Source organism: Enterobacter sp. RHBSTW-00593 (genome assembly GCF_013784105.1).
Lineage (GTDB): Bacteria > Pseudomonadota > Gammaproteobacteria > Enterobacterales > Enterobacteriaceae > Enterobacter > Enterobacter ludwigii.
The window spans coordinates 1,473,045-1,489,666 of the sequence record NZ_CP056393.1; the positions used below are offsets into that span (position 1 = coordinate 1,473,045).

Genomic DNA, 16,622 nt, shown 5'->3' on the forward strand with positions numbered 1-16,622 from the left:
TTAGCCTCCGAAGAGGTGGTTAAAGCTTTCCACCTCAACCCATTCACCCGGCTCCACGCTGCCGCGTTCACGCTCGAGAACGATAAAGCAGTTGCCCTGGCTGAACGAGCTGAAGATATGCGAGCCCTGGTGTCCGGTGGTGCTCACTTCCAGCTCGCCTTCAGCGTTGCGCGTCAGAATACCGCGCTGGAAATCAAGACGGCCCGGTGATTTCTTCAGGCGCGTCGCCGCTCGTACGCGCTGGCGAACCGGCAGCGGGTGGGCCTGGTTACCAGACAGTTTTGCCAGCAGCGGAATGACCAGCTGGTAGAAGGTCAGGGCGGCGGAAACCGGGTTACCCGGCAGGCCGCAGAACCAGCTGTGTTTCAGCTGACCAAACGCGAACGGTTTGCCCGGCTTGATGGCCAGTTTCCAGAAGCCGATCTCCCCCAGCTCTTCAAGAATGGTTTTGGTGTAATCCGCTTCACCTACGGAAACGCCGCCGGAGCTAATTACCACGTCCGCCGACCGGTCCGCTTCAATAAACGCGGCGCGCAGTTTCTCCGGATCATCCGGAATGATGCCAAGGTTAATGACCTCACACCCCAGCTGTTCAAGCATCAGGTGTACCGCGAGGCGGTTAGTGTCGTAAATTTGGCCGTCCTGCAGTGGCTGGCCCGGAAGCTGGAGTTCATCGCCGGTGGAAAAGACCGCCACGCGTACCTTACGGATAACGTCAATTTCTGCAATGCCGAGCGAGGCCAGCACCGGCAGTTCGCCCACCGTCAGTTTCTGCCCGGCGGCAAATACCGTTGCGCCACGCGTGATGTCTTCACCGGTACGACGGATATTCTGTCCCGCTTTAACACTCGCGGTGAAGCGGACGCCCGCTTCCGTTTGTTCGGTCTCTTCCTGCATCACCACCGCTTCGCAGCCTGGCGGTACGGGGGCACCGGTCATGATGCGTATGCAGCTACCCGCAGGCCACTCACCGTTAAACGGCTGACCGGCAAATGCCTTACCCGCCACGGGCAGCGCCGTATCCGTCCGGATATCCGCCAGGCGTACCGCGTAGCCGTCCATTGCGGAGTTATCGAACCCGGGCACGTTAAGCGGAGAGACGATATCGCGCGCGGCAATACGACCAAAACAGCGCACCAATGGCAGCGTCTCGTGGTCGTGCAGGGGGGAAATTCGGTCAAGCATCTGCGTGAGTGCCGCCTCAAGCGGCATCAGTCCGGCGGTAAAATCCATGGTGGGCTCCTGCGGAGTAACGACGAAAGCGTCCATTATGGCAGAAAAGTGCCACTAACTGTATGACCCGATGGGTGTACGCTTTACATCACAGTTGCGTCTTTCTATATTCAAAAATCATCTGAAGTTTCAGCGACGATAATGATATTTATAGAAAAAGCCGCAAATCAGGCTAACGGGTGATGGGAATGGTTAATGCGGTAATCGCAATTCATGGTGGCGCCGGGGCAATCACCCGTGCCCTGCTCAGTCCCGAGCAGGAAAAACGTTATATTGATGCGCTGTATGCCATTGTGGAAACGGGCCAGCGGATGCTGGAGGCGGGCGAGAGCGCGCTGGATGTGGTTACCGAGGCGGTACGTCTGCTGGAAGAGTGCCCGTTGTTTAACGCGGGCATTGGTTCGGTCTTTACCCGCGATGAAACGCACGAGCTGGATGCCTGCGTCATGGACGGTGTCACCCTTAAAGCGGGCGCCGTCGCGGGGGTGAGTCATCTGCGTAATCCGGTGCTGGCCGCGCGTCTGGTGATGGAGGCGAGCCCGCATGTTCTTCTGACCGGGGCCGGGGCAGAGACGTTTGCCGCGGAACATGGCATGACGCCAGTTTCTCCCGATCTGTTTTCAACGCCGGAGCGTTATCAACAGCTGCTTGAGGCGCGCTCTGCAAACATGGCGCAGCTTGACCATACCGCGCCGCTCGATGAGCGCAGCAAAATGGGCACGGTAGGGGCGGTGGCTCTTGATAAAGACGGGAATCTGGCTGCGGCCACGTCGACCGGCGGTATGACCAACAAACTGCCGGGCCGGGTAGGTGACAGTCCATTACCGGGGGCAGGGTGCTATGCCAATAACGCCACGGCGGCAGTGTCGTGCACAGGAACCGGTGAAGTGTTTATTCGCGCCCTCGCGGCGTACGACATCACCGCGCTGATGGATTACGGCGGGTTAAGCCTGGCCGAAGCCTGTGAACGCGTGGTGATGGAGAAACTGCCCGCACTGGGGGGTATCGGTGGGTTAATTGCGGTGGATCGTGAGGGCAACGTGGCATTGCCGTTTAACAGCGAAGGTATGTACCGCGCGTGGGGTTATGCCGGTGATGAACCCAGTACGGGGATCTATCGTGAATAAGGGGGCAAAGCGTGCCGCACAGTGAAGAGCTGGACAACCGTGAAGTGCTGGCTGTCCATCAACTGAATATTGCGTTTCAGGAAGAGCGGCAGTTCATCCCCGCAGTACAGAATTTATCGTTCTCGCTCAACCGCGGTGAAACGCTGGCGATTGTGGGCGAGTCCGGTTCAGGGAAATCGGTCACCGCGCTGGCGCTGATGCGTCTGCTGGAACAGACCGGCGGACAGGTCAGCTGCGAAAAAATGCTGCTGCGCCGGCGTAACCACCAGGTCATTGATTTAAATGAGCTGAGCGCCTCGCAGATGCAGAGCGTGCGCGGGGCCGATATTGCGATGATCTTCCAGGAGCCGATGACCTCGCTGAACCCGGTCTTTCCGGTCGGGGAACAGATTGCCGAGTCCATCCGCCTGCATCAGGGGTTGAGCGGTGATGAGGCGCTTCGTGAAGCGAAACGCATGCTCGACCTGGTACGCATACCGGAAGCGCAGGCCATTCTGGGACGCTACCCGCATCAGCTTTCCGGCGGTATGCGTCAGCGCGTCATGATTGCGATGGCGCTCTCCTGCCGTCCCGCGGTGCTGATTGCCGACGAACCCACGACGGCACTGGATGTGACTATTCAGGCGCAAATTCTGCAGCTTATCAAAGTGCTGCAGCAGGAGATGGAGATGGGGGTGATTTTCATCACCCACGATATGGGCGTGGTCGCCGATATTGCCGATCGCGTGCTGGTCATGCACAAGGGCAACGCCGTGGAAACCGGCACGGTTGAGCAAATTTTCCATGCGCCGGTTCATCCTTACACCAAAGCGCTGCTGGCGGCGGTTCCGCGGTTGGGGGCGATGAATGGCAGTGATTTACCGCGCCGGTTCCCGTTGATTTCTCTCGAAGCGGCAGGCCAGCAGGAAGATGAAATCGAGCAGGATACCGTGGTACCCGGCAAGCCGATTCTGGAAGTGCGCGATCTGGTGACCCGTTTTCCCCTGCGCAGCGGAATGTTTAACCGCGTGAAGCGCGAGGTGCATGCGGTTGAAAACGTCAGTTTTGATTTATGGCCAGGCGAAACGCTGGCGCTGGTGGGAGAGTCAGGCTGCGGCAAATCCACCACCGGGCGGGCGCTGCTCAGGCTGGTGGAGTCCCAGGAGGGCAGCATAACCTTTAACGGGGAACGCATTGATACCCTTCCGGACACCAAACTGCAGGCGGTAAGACGAGATATCCAGTTTATTTTCCAGGATCCGTATGCCTCCCTCGACCCGCGCCACACGGTGGGGTATTCGCTTATGGAGCCGCTGCGGGTGCATAACCTGCTCGATGGTGAAGCCGCGCAGCGTCGGGTGGCCTGGCTGCTTGAACGCGTGGGGCTGAAGCCGGAACATGCCTGGCGTTATCCGCACGAGTTTTCGGGCGGTCAGCGGCAGCGTATTTGCATTGCCCGCGCGCTGGCACTTAACCCGAAAGTGGTGATTGCAGATGAATCCGTCTCGGCGCTGGATGTCTCTATCCGGGCGCAAATCATTAATTTACTGCTCGACCTGCAGCGGGATATGGGGATTGCCTTCCTCTTTATCTCCCACGACATGGCGGTGGTTGAGCGTATCAGCCACCGTGTCGCGGTGATGTTTATGGGACAAATTGTGGAGATAGGACCGCGCCGGGCGGTATTTGAAAATCCACAACACCCTTACACACGCAAGCTTATCGCCGCGGTGCCGGTTGCCGACCCTGAGCATCGCCACGGCCAGCGTGTGCTGCTGCAGGACGAAATGCCGAGCAATATTCGTAAACGGGGCGAGGCGGTGGAGCGCGTGGCGCTGCGCGAGGTTGGCCCGGGGCATTTTGTGGCCCCTCCGCGTCAGGACAATGCATTCTCGCGGTTATAACTTAAAACAGGCAGGAGAACACAATGGTTAAATTTGTAGCGCGCAGATGGTTACTCGCCGCGAGCGTGACGGCAGCCCTGGCCGCCGCGCCGGCGTTCGCTGCCAAAGATGTGGTGGTCGCCGTTGGTTCCAATTTCACCACGCTGGATCCGTATGATGCCAACGACACGCTCTCCCAGGCGGTGGCGAAATCGTTCTATCAGGGGCTGTTTGGCCTGGATAGCGAGATGAAACTTAAAAATGTGCTGGCGGAAGGGTATACCGTTTCCAGCGACGGGCTGGTGTATACCCTTAAGCTCAGAACCGGCGTGAAGTTCCAGGACGGTACAGATTTCAACGCGGAGGCGGTGAAGATAAACCTCGATCGCGCCAGCAACCCGGAAAATAGCCTCAAGCGCTACAACCTGTATAAAAACATCGCCAGCACCGAGGTGGTTGACCCGACGACGGTGAAGATCACCCTGAAAGAGCCGTTCTCGGCGTTTATCAATATTCTGGCGCATCCTGCCACGGCGATGATTTCGCCTGCCGCGCTGAAAAAATACGGCAAAGAGATCGGGTTCCATCCGGTGGGGACCGGCCCCTACGAGCTGCTCACCTGGAACCAGACCGACTTTGTGAAGGTTGAGAAGTTTGCGGGTTACTGGCAGCCGGGCCTGCCGAAGCTGGACACCATTACCTGGCGTCCGGTGGTGGACAACAACACCCGCGCGGCGATGCTGCAGACCGGTGAGGCGCAGTTCGCGTTCCCGATCCCCTATGAGCAAGCCGCCATTCTGCAGAAAAACAGCAAGCTGGAGCTGGTCGCCAGCCCGTCCATTATGCAGCGCTATATCAGCATGAACGTGACGCAAAAGCCGTTTGATAATCCAAAAGTGCGTGAGGCCATCAACTACGCCATTAACCGCCAGGCGCTGGTAAAAGTCGCCTTTGCTGGCTATGCCACGCCGGCTACCGGCGTGCTGCCTCCGGCGATCGCCTATTCGCAAAACTATCAACCGTGGCCTTACGATCCGGCCAAAGCGCGTGAGCTGTTAAAAGAGGCGGGCTTCCCGAACGGCTTTAGCACCACGCTCTGGTCGTCGCATAATCACAGTACCGCTCAGAAGGTGCTGCAATTTACCCAGCAGCAGCTGGCGCAGGTAGGTATCAAGGCGCAGGTCACCGCGATGGATGCCGGTCAGCGTGCGGCTGAAGTGGAAGGGAAAGGGCAGAAAGAGAGCGGCGTACGGATGTTCTACACCGGCTGGTCGGCCTCTACCGGTGAAGCGGACTGGGCGCTGTCGCCGCTGTTCGCCTCACAGAACTGGCCGCCGACCCTGTTCAATACGGCCTTCTACAGCAACCCGAAGGTGGATAAAGACCTGGCGGATGCCCTGAAAACGACCAAACCGGAAGAGAAAGCGCGCCTGTATAAAGAGGCGCAGGATACCATCTGGAAAGAGTCGCCGTGGGTACCGCTGGTGGTGGAAAAACTGGTTTCCGCGCATAACAAAGCGCTGACCGGGTTCTACATCATGCCGGATACGGGCTTTAGCTTTGATGAAGCAGATTTAAAATAATACTCATGCCCGCAGGCCACTGCCTGTGGGATGAGAGGGAAAGGCATGCTGAATTATGTTTGTAAACGCCTGTTGGGGCTTATCCCGACGCTGCTGATTGTGGCGGTGCTGGTGTTTTTGTTTGTTCATATGCTGCCGGGCGATCCGGCACGTCTGGTTGCAGGGTCAGATGCGGATGCAACGGTTATCGCGCTGGTGCGAAAACAACTGGGCCTCGACCAGCCTTTGTATATGCAGTTTCTCCACTATATTGGCAACGTTCTGCAGGGTGACTTTGGCACTTCTATGGTGTCACGTCGTCCGGTGTCGGAAGAGATTGCCAGCCGCTTTATGCCCACGTTCTGGTTAACCATTGCCAGCATGAGCTGGGCGGTGCTGTTTGGTCTTGGCGCAGGAATTGTCGCTGCCGTCTGGCGCAACCGCTGGCCGGATAAGCTCGGTATGGCTCTGGCCGTCACGGGCATTTCCTTCCCGGCATTTGCGCTGGGGATGCTGCTGATGCAGATATTCTCCGTGGAGCTGGGCTGGCTGCCGACGGTCGGGGCCGACACCTGGAAACACTACATTCTGCCCTCGATGACGCTGGGTGCTGCCGTTGCAGCCGTGATGGCCCGCTTTACCCGCGCCTCGTTCGTTGACGTGCTGAGCGAAGATTATATTCGCACCGCCCGGGCGAAAGGGGTCAGCGAGAAATGGGTCATCCTCAAACACGGCTTTCGTAACGCGATGATCCCGGTGGTGACGATGATGGGGCTCCAGTTTGGTTTTCTGCTGGGCGGCTCGATTGTGGTGGAGAAGGTCTTTAACTGGCCGGGGCTGGGACGTCTTTTGGTGGATTCAGTCGAAATGCGTGATTACCCGGTTATTCAGGCCGAAGTCCTGCTTTTCTCACTGGAATTTATTCTTATCAACTTAGTGGTGGATGTGCTCTACGCCGCCATTAACCCGGCCATCAGGTATAAGTAAAATGCGATTGTTGAACTGGCGTCGTCAGGCCATGTTAAACGCTATGCCGGGGCTAAAGCCGGACCATATCCGCACGCCGTGGTCTGAATTCTGGCGGCGTTTTCGCCGTCAGCCGGTCGCCATGACGGCGGGGCTCTTTGTCCTGCTGCTGATTGTGGTGGCGGTCATTGCGCCGTGGGTAGCACCGTTTGATGCGGAAAACTATTTTGATTACGACCGTCTCAATGATGGACCGTCGATGCTGCACTGGTTCGGCGTGGACTCGCTTGGGCGCGACATCTTCAGCCGCGTGCTGGTGGGGGCGCAGATCTCTCTCGCCGCCGGGGTTTTTGCGGTACTGATTGGCGCGGCAATCGGCACCGTGCTGGGTCTGGTCGCCGGATATTACGAAGGCTGGTGGGACCGCATTATCATGCGTATCTGCGACGTGTTGTTTGCCTTCCCGGGCATTCTGCTGGCGATTGCGGTGGTGGCGATAATGGGCAGCGGTATGGCTAACGTCATTATTGCGGTTGCGGTCTTCTCAATACCGGCGTTTGCGCGTCTGGTGCGAGGCAACACGCTGGTGCTCAAACAGCAAACCTTTATTGAGTCTGCGCGCAGCATGGGGGCCAGCGATGCCACTATCCTGTTCAGCCATATTCTGCCGGGGACGGTGTCGTCTATCGTGGTCTATTTTACCATGCGTATCGGCGTGTCGATTATCTCGGCGGCCAGCCTGTCGTTTCTGGGGCTGGGTGCGCAACCGCCTACGCCGGAGTGGGGCGCGATGCTGAATGAAGCAAGAGCGGACATGGTCATTGCACCGCACGTGGCCATCTTCCCGAGCCTGGCCATTTTCCTGACCGTGCTGGCGTTTAACCTGTTGGGCGATGGGTTACGCGACGCGCTGGATCCGAGGATTAAGGGGTAGGATGGAAACCCTCTCCCGGCGGGAGAGGGTGAAGGGAAGGGTAAAACGCCGTTAAACCCGGGTTCCCCACAAATCATACTCGTCGGCGTTTTCAACTTTCACGCGGACAATATCGCCCGGCTTGACGCTGGTTTCGCCGTTCAGGTAGACCGCGCCGTCGATTTCAGGGGCGTCAGCCATGCTGCGGCCAATTGCGCCTTCTTCGTCCACTTCATCGATGATGACCAGAATTTCGCGGCCCACTTTTTCCTGCAGACGTTCAGCAGAGATCTGCTGTTGCAGCTGCATGAAGCGGTTCCAGCGCTCTTCTTTCACCTCTTCCGGAACCTGATCCGCCAGTTCGTTGGCGGTCGCGCCTTCGACCGGGCTGTATTTGAAGCAGCCTACGCGGTCCAGACGTGCTTCTTTCAGGAAGTCGAGCAGCATCTGGAAATCTTCTTCGGTTTCGCCCGGGAAGCCCACGATGAAGGTGGAACGCAGGGTCAGGTCCGGGCAGATTTCACGCCACTGTTTGATGCGTGCCAGCTGGCGATCGACGGAGCCAGGACGCTTCATCAGCTTCAGAATACGCGGGCTGGCGTGCTGCAGCGGGATATCCAGATACGGAAGAATTTTCCCTTCTGCCATCAGCGGGATGACATCGTCAACGTGCGGATACGGGTAGACGTAATGCAGACGTGTCCAGATACCCAGTTTGGCAAGCTGTTCGCACAGGCCAACCATGCTGGTTTTCACCGGCTCGCCGTTGTGGAAACCAGAGCGATGCTTCACGTCGACGCCATAAGCCGAGGTATCCTGGGAAATGACCAGCAGCTCTTTAACGCCTGCGTCTGCCAGACGTTTGGCTTCTGCCAGCACTTCACCAATCGGACGGCTGACCAAATCGCCACGCATGGACGGGATAATGCAGAAGGTGCAGCGATGGTTGCAGCCTTCGGAAATTTTCAGGTACGCATAGTGACGCGGGGTCAGCTTCACGCCCTGTTCTGGCACCAGGCTCAGGAACGGATTGTGCTTAGGTTTAGGGACGTAGTGATGAACATGCTCCAGTACCTGCTCGTAGCTGTGCGGGCCGGTGATCTCCAGCACTTTCGGGTGCACTTCGCGGATCTGGTCCACTTTCGCGCCCAGACAGCCGGTCACAATCACTTTGCCGTTTTCCGTCAGGGCTTCACCGATGGCTTCCAGTGACTCCTGAACCGCGCTGTCGATAAACCCGCAGGTGTTAACGATCACCATGTCGGCGTTGTCGTAGCTTGGCACCACGTCATAGCCCTCGGTGCGCAGTTCGGTCAGGATGCGTTCAGAATCCACCAGGTTTTTTGGGCAGCCCAGGGAGACGAAGCCGATTTTAGGCTGGTGCGTAACATTGCTCATAGGTTAAAAATTCATCAATTATGGAGTTATCAGGGCGGGATTTTACAGCGTTCCGCGGGGGATTTATACACTCTTTGCGAGGCGGATGACCGACGAGAAGGTTGTAACATTGTAAATAATGTTAATCAGTTAAGAATTATTGATCTCAGGCATTAAACTGTACAAAAAATAACCTTATTCTGAATATGCACAATGGCTGACAGAGGAGGAAAGAGCATGTCCGTTGACAGACTGAAACGCGATCTGCTTAACAAGCTGATCAATGCCCGAATCGACCTTGCCGCGTACCTGCAGTTGAGGAAGGCAAAAGGGTATATGTCAGTCAGCGAAAGCGAACATCTGCGTGATAATCTCTTTGAACTTTGCAACTTCATGCGTGAAAAAGCACCCGTCCTGAAAGCGGAATACGCCGAAAGCGAACTCGTTGCGCTGCGCCGCGCCGCCGAGGTGCTCTCCATTGCAGGGGTATGTTTGATGAACGGACGCCACGACTGCCCGAATTTTATCGCTGTTAACGCGGAGAAGCTTGAAAACTGCCTGACCACGCTCTCTCTATGCATCATGTGTCTGAACAAGCACGAGACGCTTGAACAACACTGACACCGGGGGAGGCAACTCCCCCTTCTGATTAAGCTTTTGTAAAAGTGATAACGTGCCCGGACCCAGTGGCTAACCTTTATGCCATAAACCGATAAAGGAGCGCGTTATGCATCGATCTTCGCTGATTTTCCTGCCTGCGTTTTTTTTCCCGATTTCTCTCCTCGCCGCCCCTGACGCGGTAAAAGTCGACGTTGTGCAAAACCGGCTCGATCATCCCTGGTCGATGGCGTTCCTGCCGGACAATAAAGGGCTGCTGGTGACCCTTAAGGGAGGCCAGTTAAAGCACTGGCAGGCCGGAAAAGGGCTTTCCGATCCGATCGTCGGCGTACCCAAGGTCTGGGCAAACGGCCAGGGCGGGTTGCTGGATGTGGCACTCGCCCCGGATTTTGAAAAATCGCGCCGCGTCTGGCTGAGCTATGCCGAGGCGGGGAATGACGGCAAAGCGGGAACGGCGGTTGGCTATGGCCGCTTAAGCGATGATCTCTCCCGAATTGAAGGTTTCCAGGTGGTCTTCCGTCAGATGCCGAAACTGTCCACCGGTAACCATTTCGGTGGTCGACTGGTCTTCGACGGTAAAGGCCATCTGTTTATTGGTCTGGGCGAGAACAACCAGCGTCCGACGGCGCAGGATCTGGATAAACTGCAGGGCAAAGTTGTGCGCCTGACGGAGGACGGCAAAGTGCCTGCCGATAATCCGTTTGTGAACACTCCCGGCGCACGGCCCGAAATCTGGTCTTACGGCATTCGTAATCCGCAGGGGATGGCGATGAACCCCTGGAGCGACACGCTATGGCTTAACGAGCACGGCCCGCGCGGCGGGGATGAAATCAATATCCCGGAGAAAGGCAAAAACTACGGCTGGCCGCTGGCGACGCACGGTATCAACTACAGCGGCCTGAAGATCCCGGAAGCCCAGGGCGAGCACGTCGAGGGAACGGAAAAGCCGCTGTTTGTCTGGAAAGTGTCCCCCGCCGTGAGCGGGATGGCGTTTTACAACAGTGACGTATTCCCGCAGTGGAAAAATACGCTGTTTGTCGGGGCGCTGAAGGAGAAAGACGTTATCGTGCTGAGCGTGGAGGGCAACACGGTTACCGAGAAGGGGCGAATTTTAGGAGACAGAGGCCAGCGCATTCGCGATGTACGGGTGGGGCCGGATGGGTATCTGTATGTCCTGACCGATGAGACGGACGGGCAACTGTTGAAAGTCAGCCCGTCCGGATCGTAATCAGGTCACCGGGATCATCACCACGTGACGGTATGCCGGGCGCTCGCTCAGTTGCTTCAGCCAGCGCGCAAGGTGCGGGCGCGGCGTCCAGGTAACGTCAATGTTGGTCAGGTTCCAGATGAAGGGCGCAACGGCAATATCGCCTACGCCGAAGCGTTCGCCTGAGAACCACGGATGCTTCGCCAGTTCGTCGTCCATCATCGCAAACAGGTTTTCACAGGTGTCCTGGGCTGCATGAATGGCAGGATAGTCGCGGTCAGCTTCGGGGGTTCTGACAAGCCCCATCAGGATCACACGGTGTGCGGGGGAGAGCGTCTGGTTTGCCCAGTCCATCCACTTTTCACCCTGAGCGCGTTGGGCCGGACTGTCCACCCACAGGCGGCTCTGACCATACTGTGCCGCGAGGTAACGCACGATGGTGTTGGACTCCCACAGCGTCACGTCGGTCTCTTCGTCGCGCAGCAAGGGCACCAGACCGTTTGGGTTCATGGCCAGATAGTCGGCATCTTTATTTACCCCAAACTGCAAACCTGCCATCACCTGCTTAAACGGTAAATCCAGCTCCTCCAGCGTCCAGAGGACTTTCTTAACGTTGGTTGAATTGTTCCTGCCCCACAGCGTAATCATAGAAACTCCCGAAATAGTCAAACAACCTGAGATGTGAATCAACGCCAGCGATTTGCCATGGTGAGATAAACCTAACAATTACGCAACAGAAGACAAAAAAATCGCCTGAATCAAAGCGTATCTGAATGTTATTGCATAAACTTTAATAACTTTACCTTGGTTAGGTTTCTTTAACCGTTTTAGTGCGCTATTACTCATCGCTTCTTGCGACACGGTGATGTGACGTAATTTTTGAATGGACACTCGGGTGGCATTTATGACGCGAAAAATGACTTCTCTGCGCAGCCTGGCGGCAGGCTCTGCGCTCCTTTTCCTGTTTGTACCAACTCTCTACGCAGCGGAACAGGCTGCGCCCGAAGCGCCGCCTGTGGATGCGCGCGCCTGGATCCTGATGGATTATTCCAGTGGTAAAGTGCTGGCGGAAGGCAATGCGGATGAGAAACTTGACCCGGCAAGCCTGACGAAAATCATGACCAGCTATGTGGTGGGTCAGGCGCTGAAAGCGGGTAAAATCAAGCTTGACGATATGGTCACCATCGGGAAGGACGCCTGGGCGACCGGCAACCCGGCGCTGCGTGGGTCATCGGTGATGTTCCTCAAACCCGGCGATCAGGTGTCAGTGTCTGATTTGAATAAAGGGGTCATTATCCAGTCCGGTAACGATGCCTGTATTGCGCTGGCCGATTACGTTGCGGGCAGCCAGGACTCCTTTATTGGCCTGATGAACGGCTACGCGCAAAAACTGGGCCTGACCAATACCACCTTTAAAACCGTGCACGGCCTGGATGCGCCGGGTCAGTTCAGTACCGCGCGCGACATGGCGCTGTTAGGCAAAGCGTTGATCCACGACGTGCCGGATGAATATGCCATCCACAAAGAGAAAGAGTTTACCTTCAATAAAATCCGCCAGCCGAACCGTAACCGTCTGCTGTGGAGCAGTAACGTCAACGTCGACGGTATGAAGACCGGCACCACGGCCGGCGCGGGTTATAACCTGGTCGCTTCCGCAACTCAGGGCGATATGCGCCTGATCTCGGTTGTGCTGGGCACCAAAACCGACCGCATTCGTTTTAATGAATCAGAAAAATTGCTGACCTGGGGTTTCCGCTTCTATGAAACCGTCACGCCCATTAAACCGGATGCCACGTTCATCAGCCAGCGCGTCTGGTTTGGTGACAAGAGTGAAGTGAACCTGGGGGCGGGTGAAGGCGGGTCGGTGACCATTCCCCGTGGTCAGCTGAAAAACCTGAAAGCCAGCTACACCCTGACCGACAGCCAGCTCACCGCGCCGCTGAAAAAAGGCCAGGTGGTCGGGACGATTGATTTCCAGCTTAATGGCAAATCGATTGAACAGCGTCCGCTGATTGTGATGGAAGCGGTAGAAGAGGGCGGTTTCTTTAGCCGGATGTGGGACTTCGTCATGATGAAATTCCACGGATGGTTTGGCAGCTGGTTCAGTTAAGCCTCCATTGCCGGGTGGCATCGCGCCACCCGGCATGACCTCTGCACCTGACTCAGTACATCAACTTCACCTGCTGCGCTTTCGCGTAGGCCACGGTCTCTTCATCCGGACGGCAATCGCTGACGATGGCGTCAAAGCGCGATAACTCCCCCATTCTTGCCGGACGAACCTTGCCAAACTTGCTGTGATCGACCACCAGCACATGGTACTGCGCGGCGCTTAATGCCCAGTGCTTGACCGGCAACTCTTCCAGGTTAAAGCAGGTTGCTCCCTGACGGACAGTGACCCCCGCTGCGGAATAAAACGCGATATCCGGACATACGTTGCTGAGCGTATCCTGCAGATTCAGCGGCTTAAAGATGGCGTTGCTGGCGTGAAACTCACCGCCACAGAGGATCACCCGGCACTCGGGTTTCTCCTGCAGTGCCAGAAAGGTATTCAGCGAGTAACACACCGCCGTAAACGGGATGCTGCTGTCGATCGCTTCGATTATCCACGGCGTGGTGGTGCCGCAGTCAAAAAACAGCGTCTGATGCGGCTGCACCAGCGAGGCCGCAAGCCGGGCGGCTTTGCGTTTCTCTTCCACCAGGCGCGTCTTTTGGTCGCTGATCAGATAATGGCTGGCGCTACGCGGCTCAAGCACAATGTATCCGCCCAGCAGCACGACAGGCGCGCTCTCGCTGTTCAGATCCCGGCGAATGGTCATCTCAGAGACCCCGAGGAGGCTGGCGGCTTCCTTAAGATGAAGCTTATCACTGCGCTTCAGCGCCTGTATCAGCTGAGCAATGCGGTCATCGCGACGTGTTTCCATAGTTCCTCGGGATAAAAAAGTGAACCCCCGCAGGGCGGGGGTTCAAGTGTAACCTGTCAGACTGGGGTTAGTCACGTACCCAGCCTTTGCGGATCGGGATAGCAAAAAGGGTACGATACAGATAAGACAGGCCGCGGTAGAGCGCTTCACCGAAGAGATTCCACAGGATCGCTGCGCTGACGCAGCCGATGAGACCGACCAGCAACCCCCCCACCATATCCATCGGCCAGTGGACGCCGAGATAAACGCGAGACCAGGCGATAGCCCCGGCCACCACCATCAGCACCGCACCCGACCACAGACGATGCCAGAACAGGAAGGCCAGCGCGAAGGTAAAGATAACCGTCCCGTGATCGCTTGGGAACGAGTCATCCGGAGCATGGTGCAGGAAGGTATACCCCGCGTGGTCGACGAAGGGGCGGTCGTGCGGGAACGTCAGGCCCAGAATGTAGCTGACCAGCACGCTGATCCCGAGGGCCATCGCCATCTTAATTACCAGCTGGCGCTGCGCCTTCACCTGGCTTCTCGGCCCCCACAGCCAGAGGATCGCCGCCAGCACCGGCACGATACTGATCAGATCTTTTGCCAGGAAGGTGGCGAAATCAATCATCCACTCTGGCGAGGCCGGAGTGGCGTTGATGAGATAAAACAGCTGGTAATTCAAATTCTCTAACATAGCGTTGTCACTCTTTAGCAAACCAGGTGGAGACCAGACCGTAGACCACCAACTGGGAAAACCAGACCCACCACCCAGCCCACAGGTTGTGAGAGAAAAAATGCGCCCCGCGCATGACCTGGCCGTAACCCATCGCCAGACCTAAAACGACGCCCAGCACGACGAAGCACCAGGCAAGACGCGGACGCTCGCGCCAGAAGGCAAAGAACAGTCCCATCACCATAAAGCCGCTGGAGGCATGACCGCCGGGGAAACAGCGCCCCGGACCGCTGTCAGCGGGAGCGGCACTGAACAGCGGATAAGAAACGGCCTTACCGCCATACTCCACCAGATCCCACGGGCAGCTGTGATGGCTTATGCTTTTCAGTACGCCAACCACCAGCGCGCCAAGCCCCATCAGCAGCGCGGCCGTGACCAGTCTCGCATTGCGCCTGAACGCGCCATAAATGAGCGCAACAGCACCTGCGGCGATGGCGATGTACTTCGCCAGTCGATGGTTCAGCAGGTCCAGCAGGTGGTCTTGCTGCAGTGGAAAACGGTGAGCAGCCGCGTCATACCATAAACCGGTGATCCCTCTGTCGAGCGTTTCATCGCGGGATAGCCAGGTAAACAGCACGGCAAGGGCTATCAGTATTAAAAGCTGATAACCATAAAAGCGGGGTGGTAGACGGTAAAGTCGTTTTGTCTTATTTGTCTGTAAGTTAGACAATTCTGAACGGCTGGAAGTGGGTGCCATAATCCGGAGTCGTTGACGAGAAATGGGGCTATCATAAATCTGTCAACTTAAGGAAACCTTAAACAAAGACGATATGTGCTTTATTTCTGTTTCTTCTGGATAAATCACTATCTCGGGCCAGGGCATTTCATTACACTCGTCGCGATTTTGTCACGATAAAGAGATTGCATGTTAAACCGTTCTTCTTCTGGTTCACGTCTGGGTCGTCAGGCGTTGCTTTTCCCCTTGTGTCTGGTGCTCTACGAATTCTCTACTTACATCGGCAACGATATGATCCAGCCCGGCATGCTGGCCGTTGTTGAACAGTACAACGCAGGGATCGAATGGGTACCGACCTCCATGACCGCCTATCTGGCTGGCGGCATGTTTTTGCAGTGGCTGTTAGGGCCGCTGTCGGATCGTATTGGCCGTCGTCCGGTGATGCTGACGGGCGTGGTGTGGTTTATCGTGACCTGCCTCGCCACGCTGCTGGCGCAAAATATTGAGCAATTTACCCTGCTGCGCTTCCTGCAGGGGGTGAGCCTCTGCTTTATCGGTGCCGTCGGGTATGCCGCCATCCAGGAATCGTTTGAGGAAGCGGTGTGTATTAAGATTACCGCGCTGATGGCGAACGTGGCGCTGATCGCGCCCTTGCTGGGGCCGCTGGTGGGCGCTGCCTGGGTACACGTTGCACCGTGGGAAGGGATGTTCGTGCTGTTTGCCGTGCTGGCCGCCGTCGCTTTCTTTGGCCTGCACCGCGCGATGCCGGAAACCGCTACCCGTCTGGGTGAGAAACTGTCGCTAAAAGAGCTGGGGCGGGATTACAAAGAAGTGCTGAAGAACGGCCGCTTTGTGGCGGGCGCGCTGGCGACGGGGTTTGTTAGCCTGCCTCTGCTGGCGTGGATTGCCCAGTCGCCGGTCATTATCATCAGCGGCGAGCAGCTCAGCAGCTATGAGTATGGCCTGCTGCAGGTGCCGATTTTTGGCGCGCTGATTATCGGTAACCTGGTGCTGGCGCGTCTCACATCCCGTCGTACGGTGCGTGCCTTGATCATTATGGGCGGCTGGCCCATCGCTGCCGGGCTGGTTCTGGCGGCGGTCGCGACAGTGGTGTCGTCCCATGCGTATCTGTGGATGACCGCAGGATTAAGCGTTTACGCGTTCGGTATCGGTGTGGCGAATGCCGGGCTGGTGCGCCTGACCCTGTTTGCCAGCGAGATGAGCAAAGGCACGGTGTCAGCGGCGATGGGCATGTTGCAAATGCTGATTTTCACCGTTGGAATCGAGGTGAGCAAACACGCCTACGCATTTGGCGGCAACGGTCTGTTCAGCCTGTTTAATCTGGCTAACGGCGTGCTGTGGGTTGGGCTTATCGTGGTGTTCCTGAAGGATAAACGCGTCGGGAATGCTTTACAGCCGTAAGCCGTTTACCCTCTCCCGGCGGG

The 16,622-nt window shown here is 57.0% G+C and carries 15 protein-coding genes; 9 read left to right on the forward strand and 6 right to left on the reverse strand.

The window, feature by feature from the left end:
- The gene (gene moeA, locus HV242_RS06925; protein WP_047742394.1) at nt 1–1,233 is read right to left on the reverse strand and encodes a molybdopterin molybdotransferase MoeA; all 1,233 of its coding nucleotides are present in this window, start codon (nt 1,231–1,233) and stop codon (nt 1–3) included.
- A 188-nt stretch (nt 1,234–1,421) separates the two neighbouring features.
- Here moeA and iaaA point away from each other — a divergent pair, with 188 nt between their 5' ends.
- The 5 genes from iaaA to gsiD are packed head-to-tail and all read left to right on the forward strand — an operon-like array spanning nt 1,422 to nt 7,684.
- A complete protein-coding gene (gene iaaA / locus HV242_RS06930) occupies nt 1,422–2,360 on the forward strand; it encodes a beta-aspartyl-peptidase (RefSeq protein ID WP_050736929.1) in 939 nt (312 codons plus the stop codon).
- Between the two features lie 11 nt (nt 2,361–2,371).
- A complete protein-coding gene (gsiA, locus tag HV242_RS06935) occupies nt 2,372–4,243 on the forward strand; it encodes a glutathione ABC transporter ATP-binding protein GsiA (protein ID WP_050736552.1) in 1,872 nt (623 codons plus the stop codon).
- A gap of 23 nt (nt 4,244–4,266) precedes the next feature.
- A complete protein-coding gene (gene gsiB / locus HV242_RS06940; protein WP_050736553.1) occupies nt 4,267–5,805 on the forward strand; it encodes a glutathione ABC transporter substrate-binding protein GsiB in 1,539 nt (512 codons plus the stop codon).
- Nucleotides 5,806–5,850: 45 nt separating this feature from the next.
- Nucleotides 5,851–6,771 carry a glutathione ABC transporter permease GsiC gene (gene gsiC / locus HV242_RS06945; protein WP_020884889.1) on the forward strand — a complete coding sequence of 307 codons (921 nt, stop codon included), beginning with the start codon at nt 5,851–5,853 and terminating at the stop codon, nt 6,769–6,771.
- A 1-nt stretch (nt 6,772) separates the two neighbouring features.
- Nucleotides 6,773–7,684, forward strand: a complete 912-nt coding sequence (gene gsiD / locus HV242_RS06950; protein WP_020884888.1) for a glutathione ABC transporter permease GsiD — start codon at nt 6,773–6,775, stop codon at nt 7,682–7,684.
- 51 nt (nt 7,685–7,735) lie between these two features.
- Here the strand turns inward: gsiD and rimO are convergent, their stop codons facing one another.
- Nucleotides 7,736–9,061: a 30S ribosomal protein S12 methylthiotransferase RimO gene (gene rimO, locus HV242_RS06955; protein ID WP_032677749.1), complete on the reverse strand. Its 1,326-nt coding sequence runs from the start codon at nt 9,059–9,061 to the stop codon at nt 7,736–7,738.
- Between the two features lie 216 nt (nt 9,062–9,277).
- Between rimO and bssR the strand changes: the two genes are divergently transcribed.
- Nucleotides 9,278–9,661: a biofilm formation regulator BssR gene (bssR, locus tag HV242_RS06960; protein ID WP_020884887.1), complete on the forward strand. Its 384-nt coding sequence runs from the start codon at nt 9,278–9,280 to the stop codon at nt 9,659–9,661.
- A 106-nt stretch (nt 9,662–9,767) separates the two neighbouring features.
- Nucleotides 9,768–10,886 (forward strand): PQQ-dependent sugar dehydrogenase, encoded by a 1,119-nt coding sequence (locus HV242_RS06965; protein WP_050736554.1) that lies wholly within the window; start codon nt 9,768–9,770, stop codon nt 10,884–10,886.
- Here the strand turns inward: HV242_RS06965 and HV242_RS06970 are convergent, their stop codons facing one another.
- Nucleotides 10,887–11,513 (reverse strand): glutathione S-transferase family protein, encoded by a 627-nt coding sequence (locus tag HV242_RS06970; RefSeq protein ID WP_047742396.1) that lies wholly within the window; start codon nt 11,511–11,513, stop codon nt 10,887–10,889.
- A gap of 256 nt (nt 11,514–11,769) precedes the next feature.
- Between HV242_RS06970 and dacC the strand changes: the two genes are divergently transcribed.
- A complete protein-coding gene (gene dacC, locus HV242_RS06975; RefSeq protein ID WP_020884884.1) occupies nt 11,770–12,975 on the forward strand; it encodes a serine-type D-Ala-D-Ala carboxypeptidase in 1,206 nt (401 codons plus the stop codon).
- Nucleotides 12,976–13,027: 52 nt separating this feature from the next.
- Here dacC and deoR read toward each other — a convergent pair whose 3' ends face one another.
- From deoR to HV242_RS06990, 3 genes are all read right to left on the reverse strand, one after another.
- Nucleotides 13,028–13,786: a DNA-binding transcriptional repressor DeoR gene (gene deoR / locus HV242_RS06980; RefSeq protein WP_014169292.1), complete on the reverse strand. Its 759-nt coding sequence runs from the start codon at nt 13,784–13,786 to the stop codon at nt 13,028–13,030.
- Between the two features lie 67 nt (nt 13,787–13,853).
- Nucleotides 13,854–14,462, reverse strand: coding sequence for an undecaprenyl-diphosphate phosphatase (ybjG, locus tag HV242_RS06985; RefSeq protein WP_050736555.1), 609 nt, complete (start codon nt 14,460–14,462; stop codon nt 13,854–13,856).
- 7 nt (nt 14,463–14,469) lie between these two features.
- Nucleotides 14,470–15,198 (reverse strand): phosphatase PAP2 family protein, encoded by a 729-nt coding sequence (locus HV242_RS06990; protein WP_063858337.1) that lies wholly within the window; start codon nt 15,196–15,198, stop codon nt 14,470–14,472.
- A 168-nt stretch (nt 15,199–15,366) separates the two neighbouring features.
- On the opposite strand from HV242_RS06990, the gene HV242_RS06995 reads away from it, so the two are divergent.
- Entirely contained in the window at nt 15,367–16,599 is a 1,233-nt protein-coding gene (locus HV242_RS06995) for an MFS transporter (RefSeq protein WP_014169295.1), read from the forward strand.
- Nucleotides 16,600–16,622: the final 23 nt, after the last annotated feature.

Bases quoted from the DNA above. Each gene is read 5' to 3' on its own strand.
- HV242_RS06965 (WP_050736554.1), top strand. From the start codon at position 9,768: ATGCATCGATCTTCGCTGATTTTCCTGCCTGCGTTTTTTTTCCCGATT.
- ybjG (WP_050736555.1), bottom strand. From the start codon at position 14,462: ATGTTAGAGAATTTGAATTACCAGCTGTTTTATCTCATCAACGCCACT.
- iaaA (WP_050736929.1), top strand. From the start codon at position 1,422: ATGGTTAATGCGGTAATCGCAATTCATGGTGGCGCCGGGGCAATCACC.
- HV242_RS06995 (WP_014169295.1), top strand. From the start codon at position 15,367: ATGTTAAACCGTTCTTCTTCTGGTTCACGTCTGGGTCGTCAGGCGTTG.
- moeA (WP_047742394.1), bottom strand. From the start codon at position 1,233: ATGGATTTTACCGCCGGACTGATGCCGCTTGAGGCGGCACTCACGCAG.
- gsiD (WP_020884888.1), top strand. From the start codon at position 6,773: ATGCGATTGTTGAACTGGCGTCGTCAGGCCATGTTAAACGCTATGCCG.
- HV242_RS06990 (WP_063858337.1), bottom strand. From the start codon at position 15,198: ATGGCACCCACTTCCAGCCGTTCAGAATTGTCTAACTTACAGACAAAT.
- HV242_RS06970 (WP_047742396.1), bottom strand. From the start codon at position 11,513: ATGATTACGCTGTGGGGCAGGAACAATTCAACCAACGTTAAGAAAGTC.
- gsiB (WP_050736553.1), top strand. From the start codon at position 4,267: ATGGTTAAATTTGTAGCGCGCAGATGGTTACTCGCCGCGAGCGTGACG.
- bssR (WP_020884887.1), top strand. From the start codon at position 9,278: ATGTCCGTTGACAGACTGAAACGCGATCTGCTTAACAAGCTGATCAAT.
- dacC (WP_020884884.1), top strand. From the start codon at position 11,770: ATGACGCGAAAAATGACTTCTCTGCGCAGCCTGGCGGCAGGCTCTGCG.
- gsiC (WP_020884889.1), top strand. From the start codon at position 5,851: ATGCTGAATTATGTTTGTAAACGCCTGTTGGGGCTTATCCCGACGCTG.
- deoR (WP_014169292.1), bottom strand. From the start codon at position 13,786: ATGGAAACACGTCGCGATGACCGCATTGCTCAGCTGATACAGGCGCTG.
- rimO (WP_032677749.1), bottom strand. From the start codon at position 9,061: ATGAGCAATGTTACGCACCAGCCTAAAATCGGCTTCGTCTCCCTGGGC.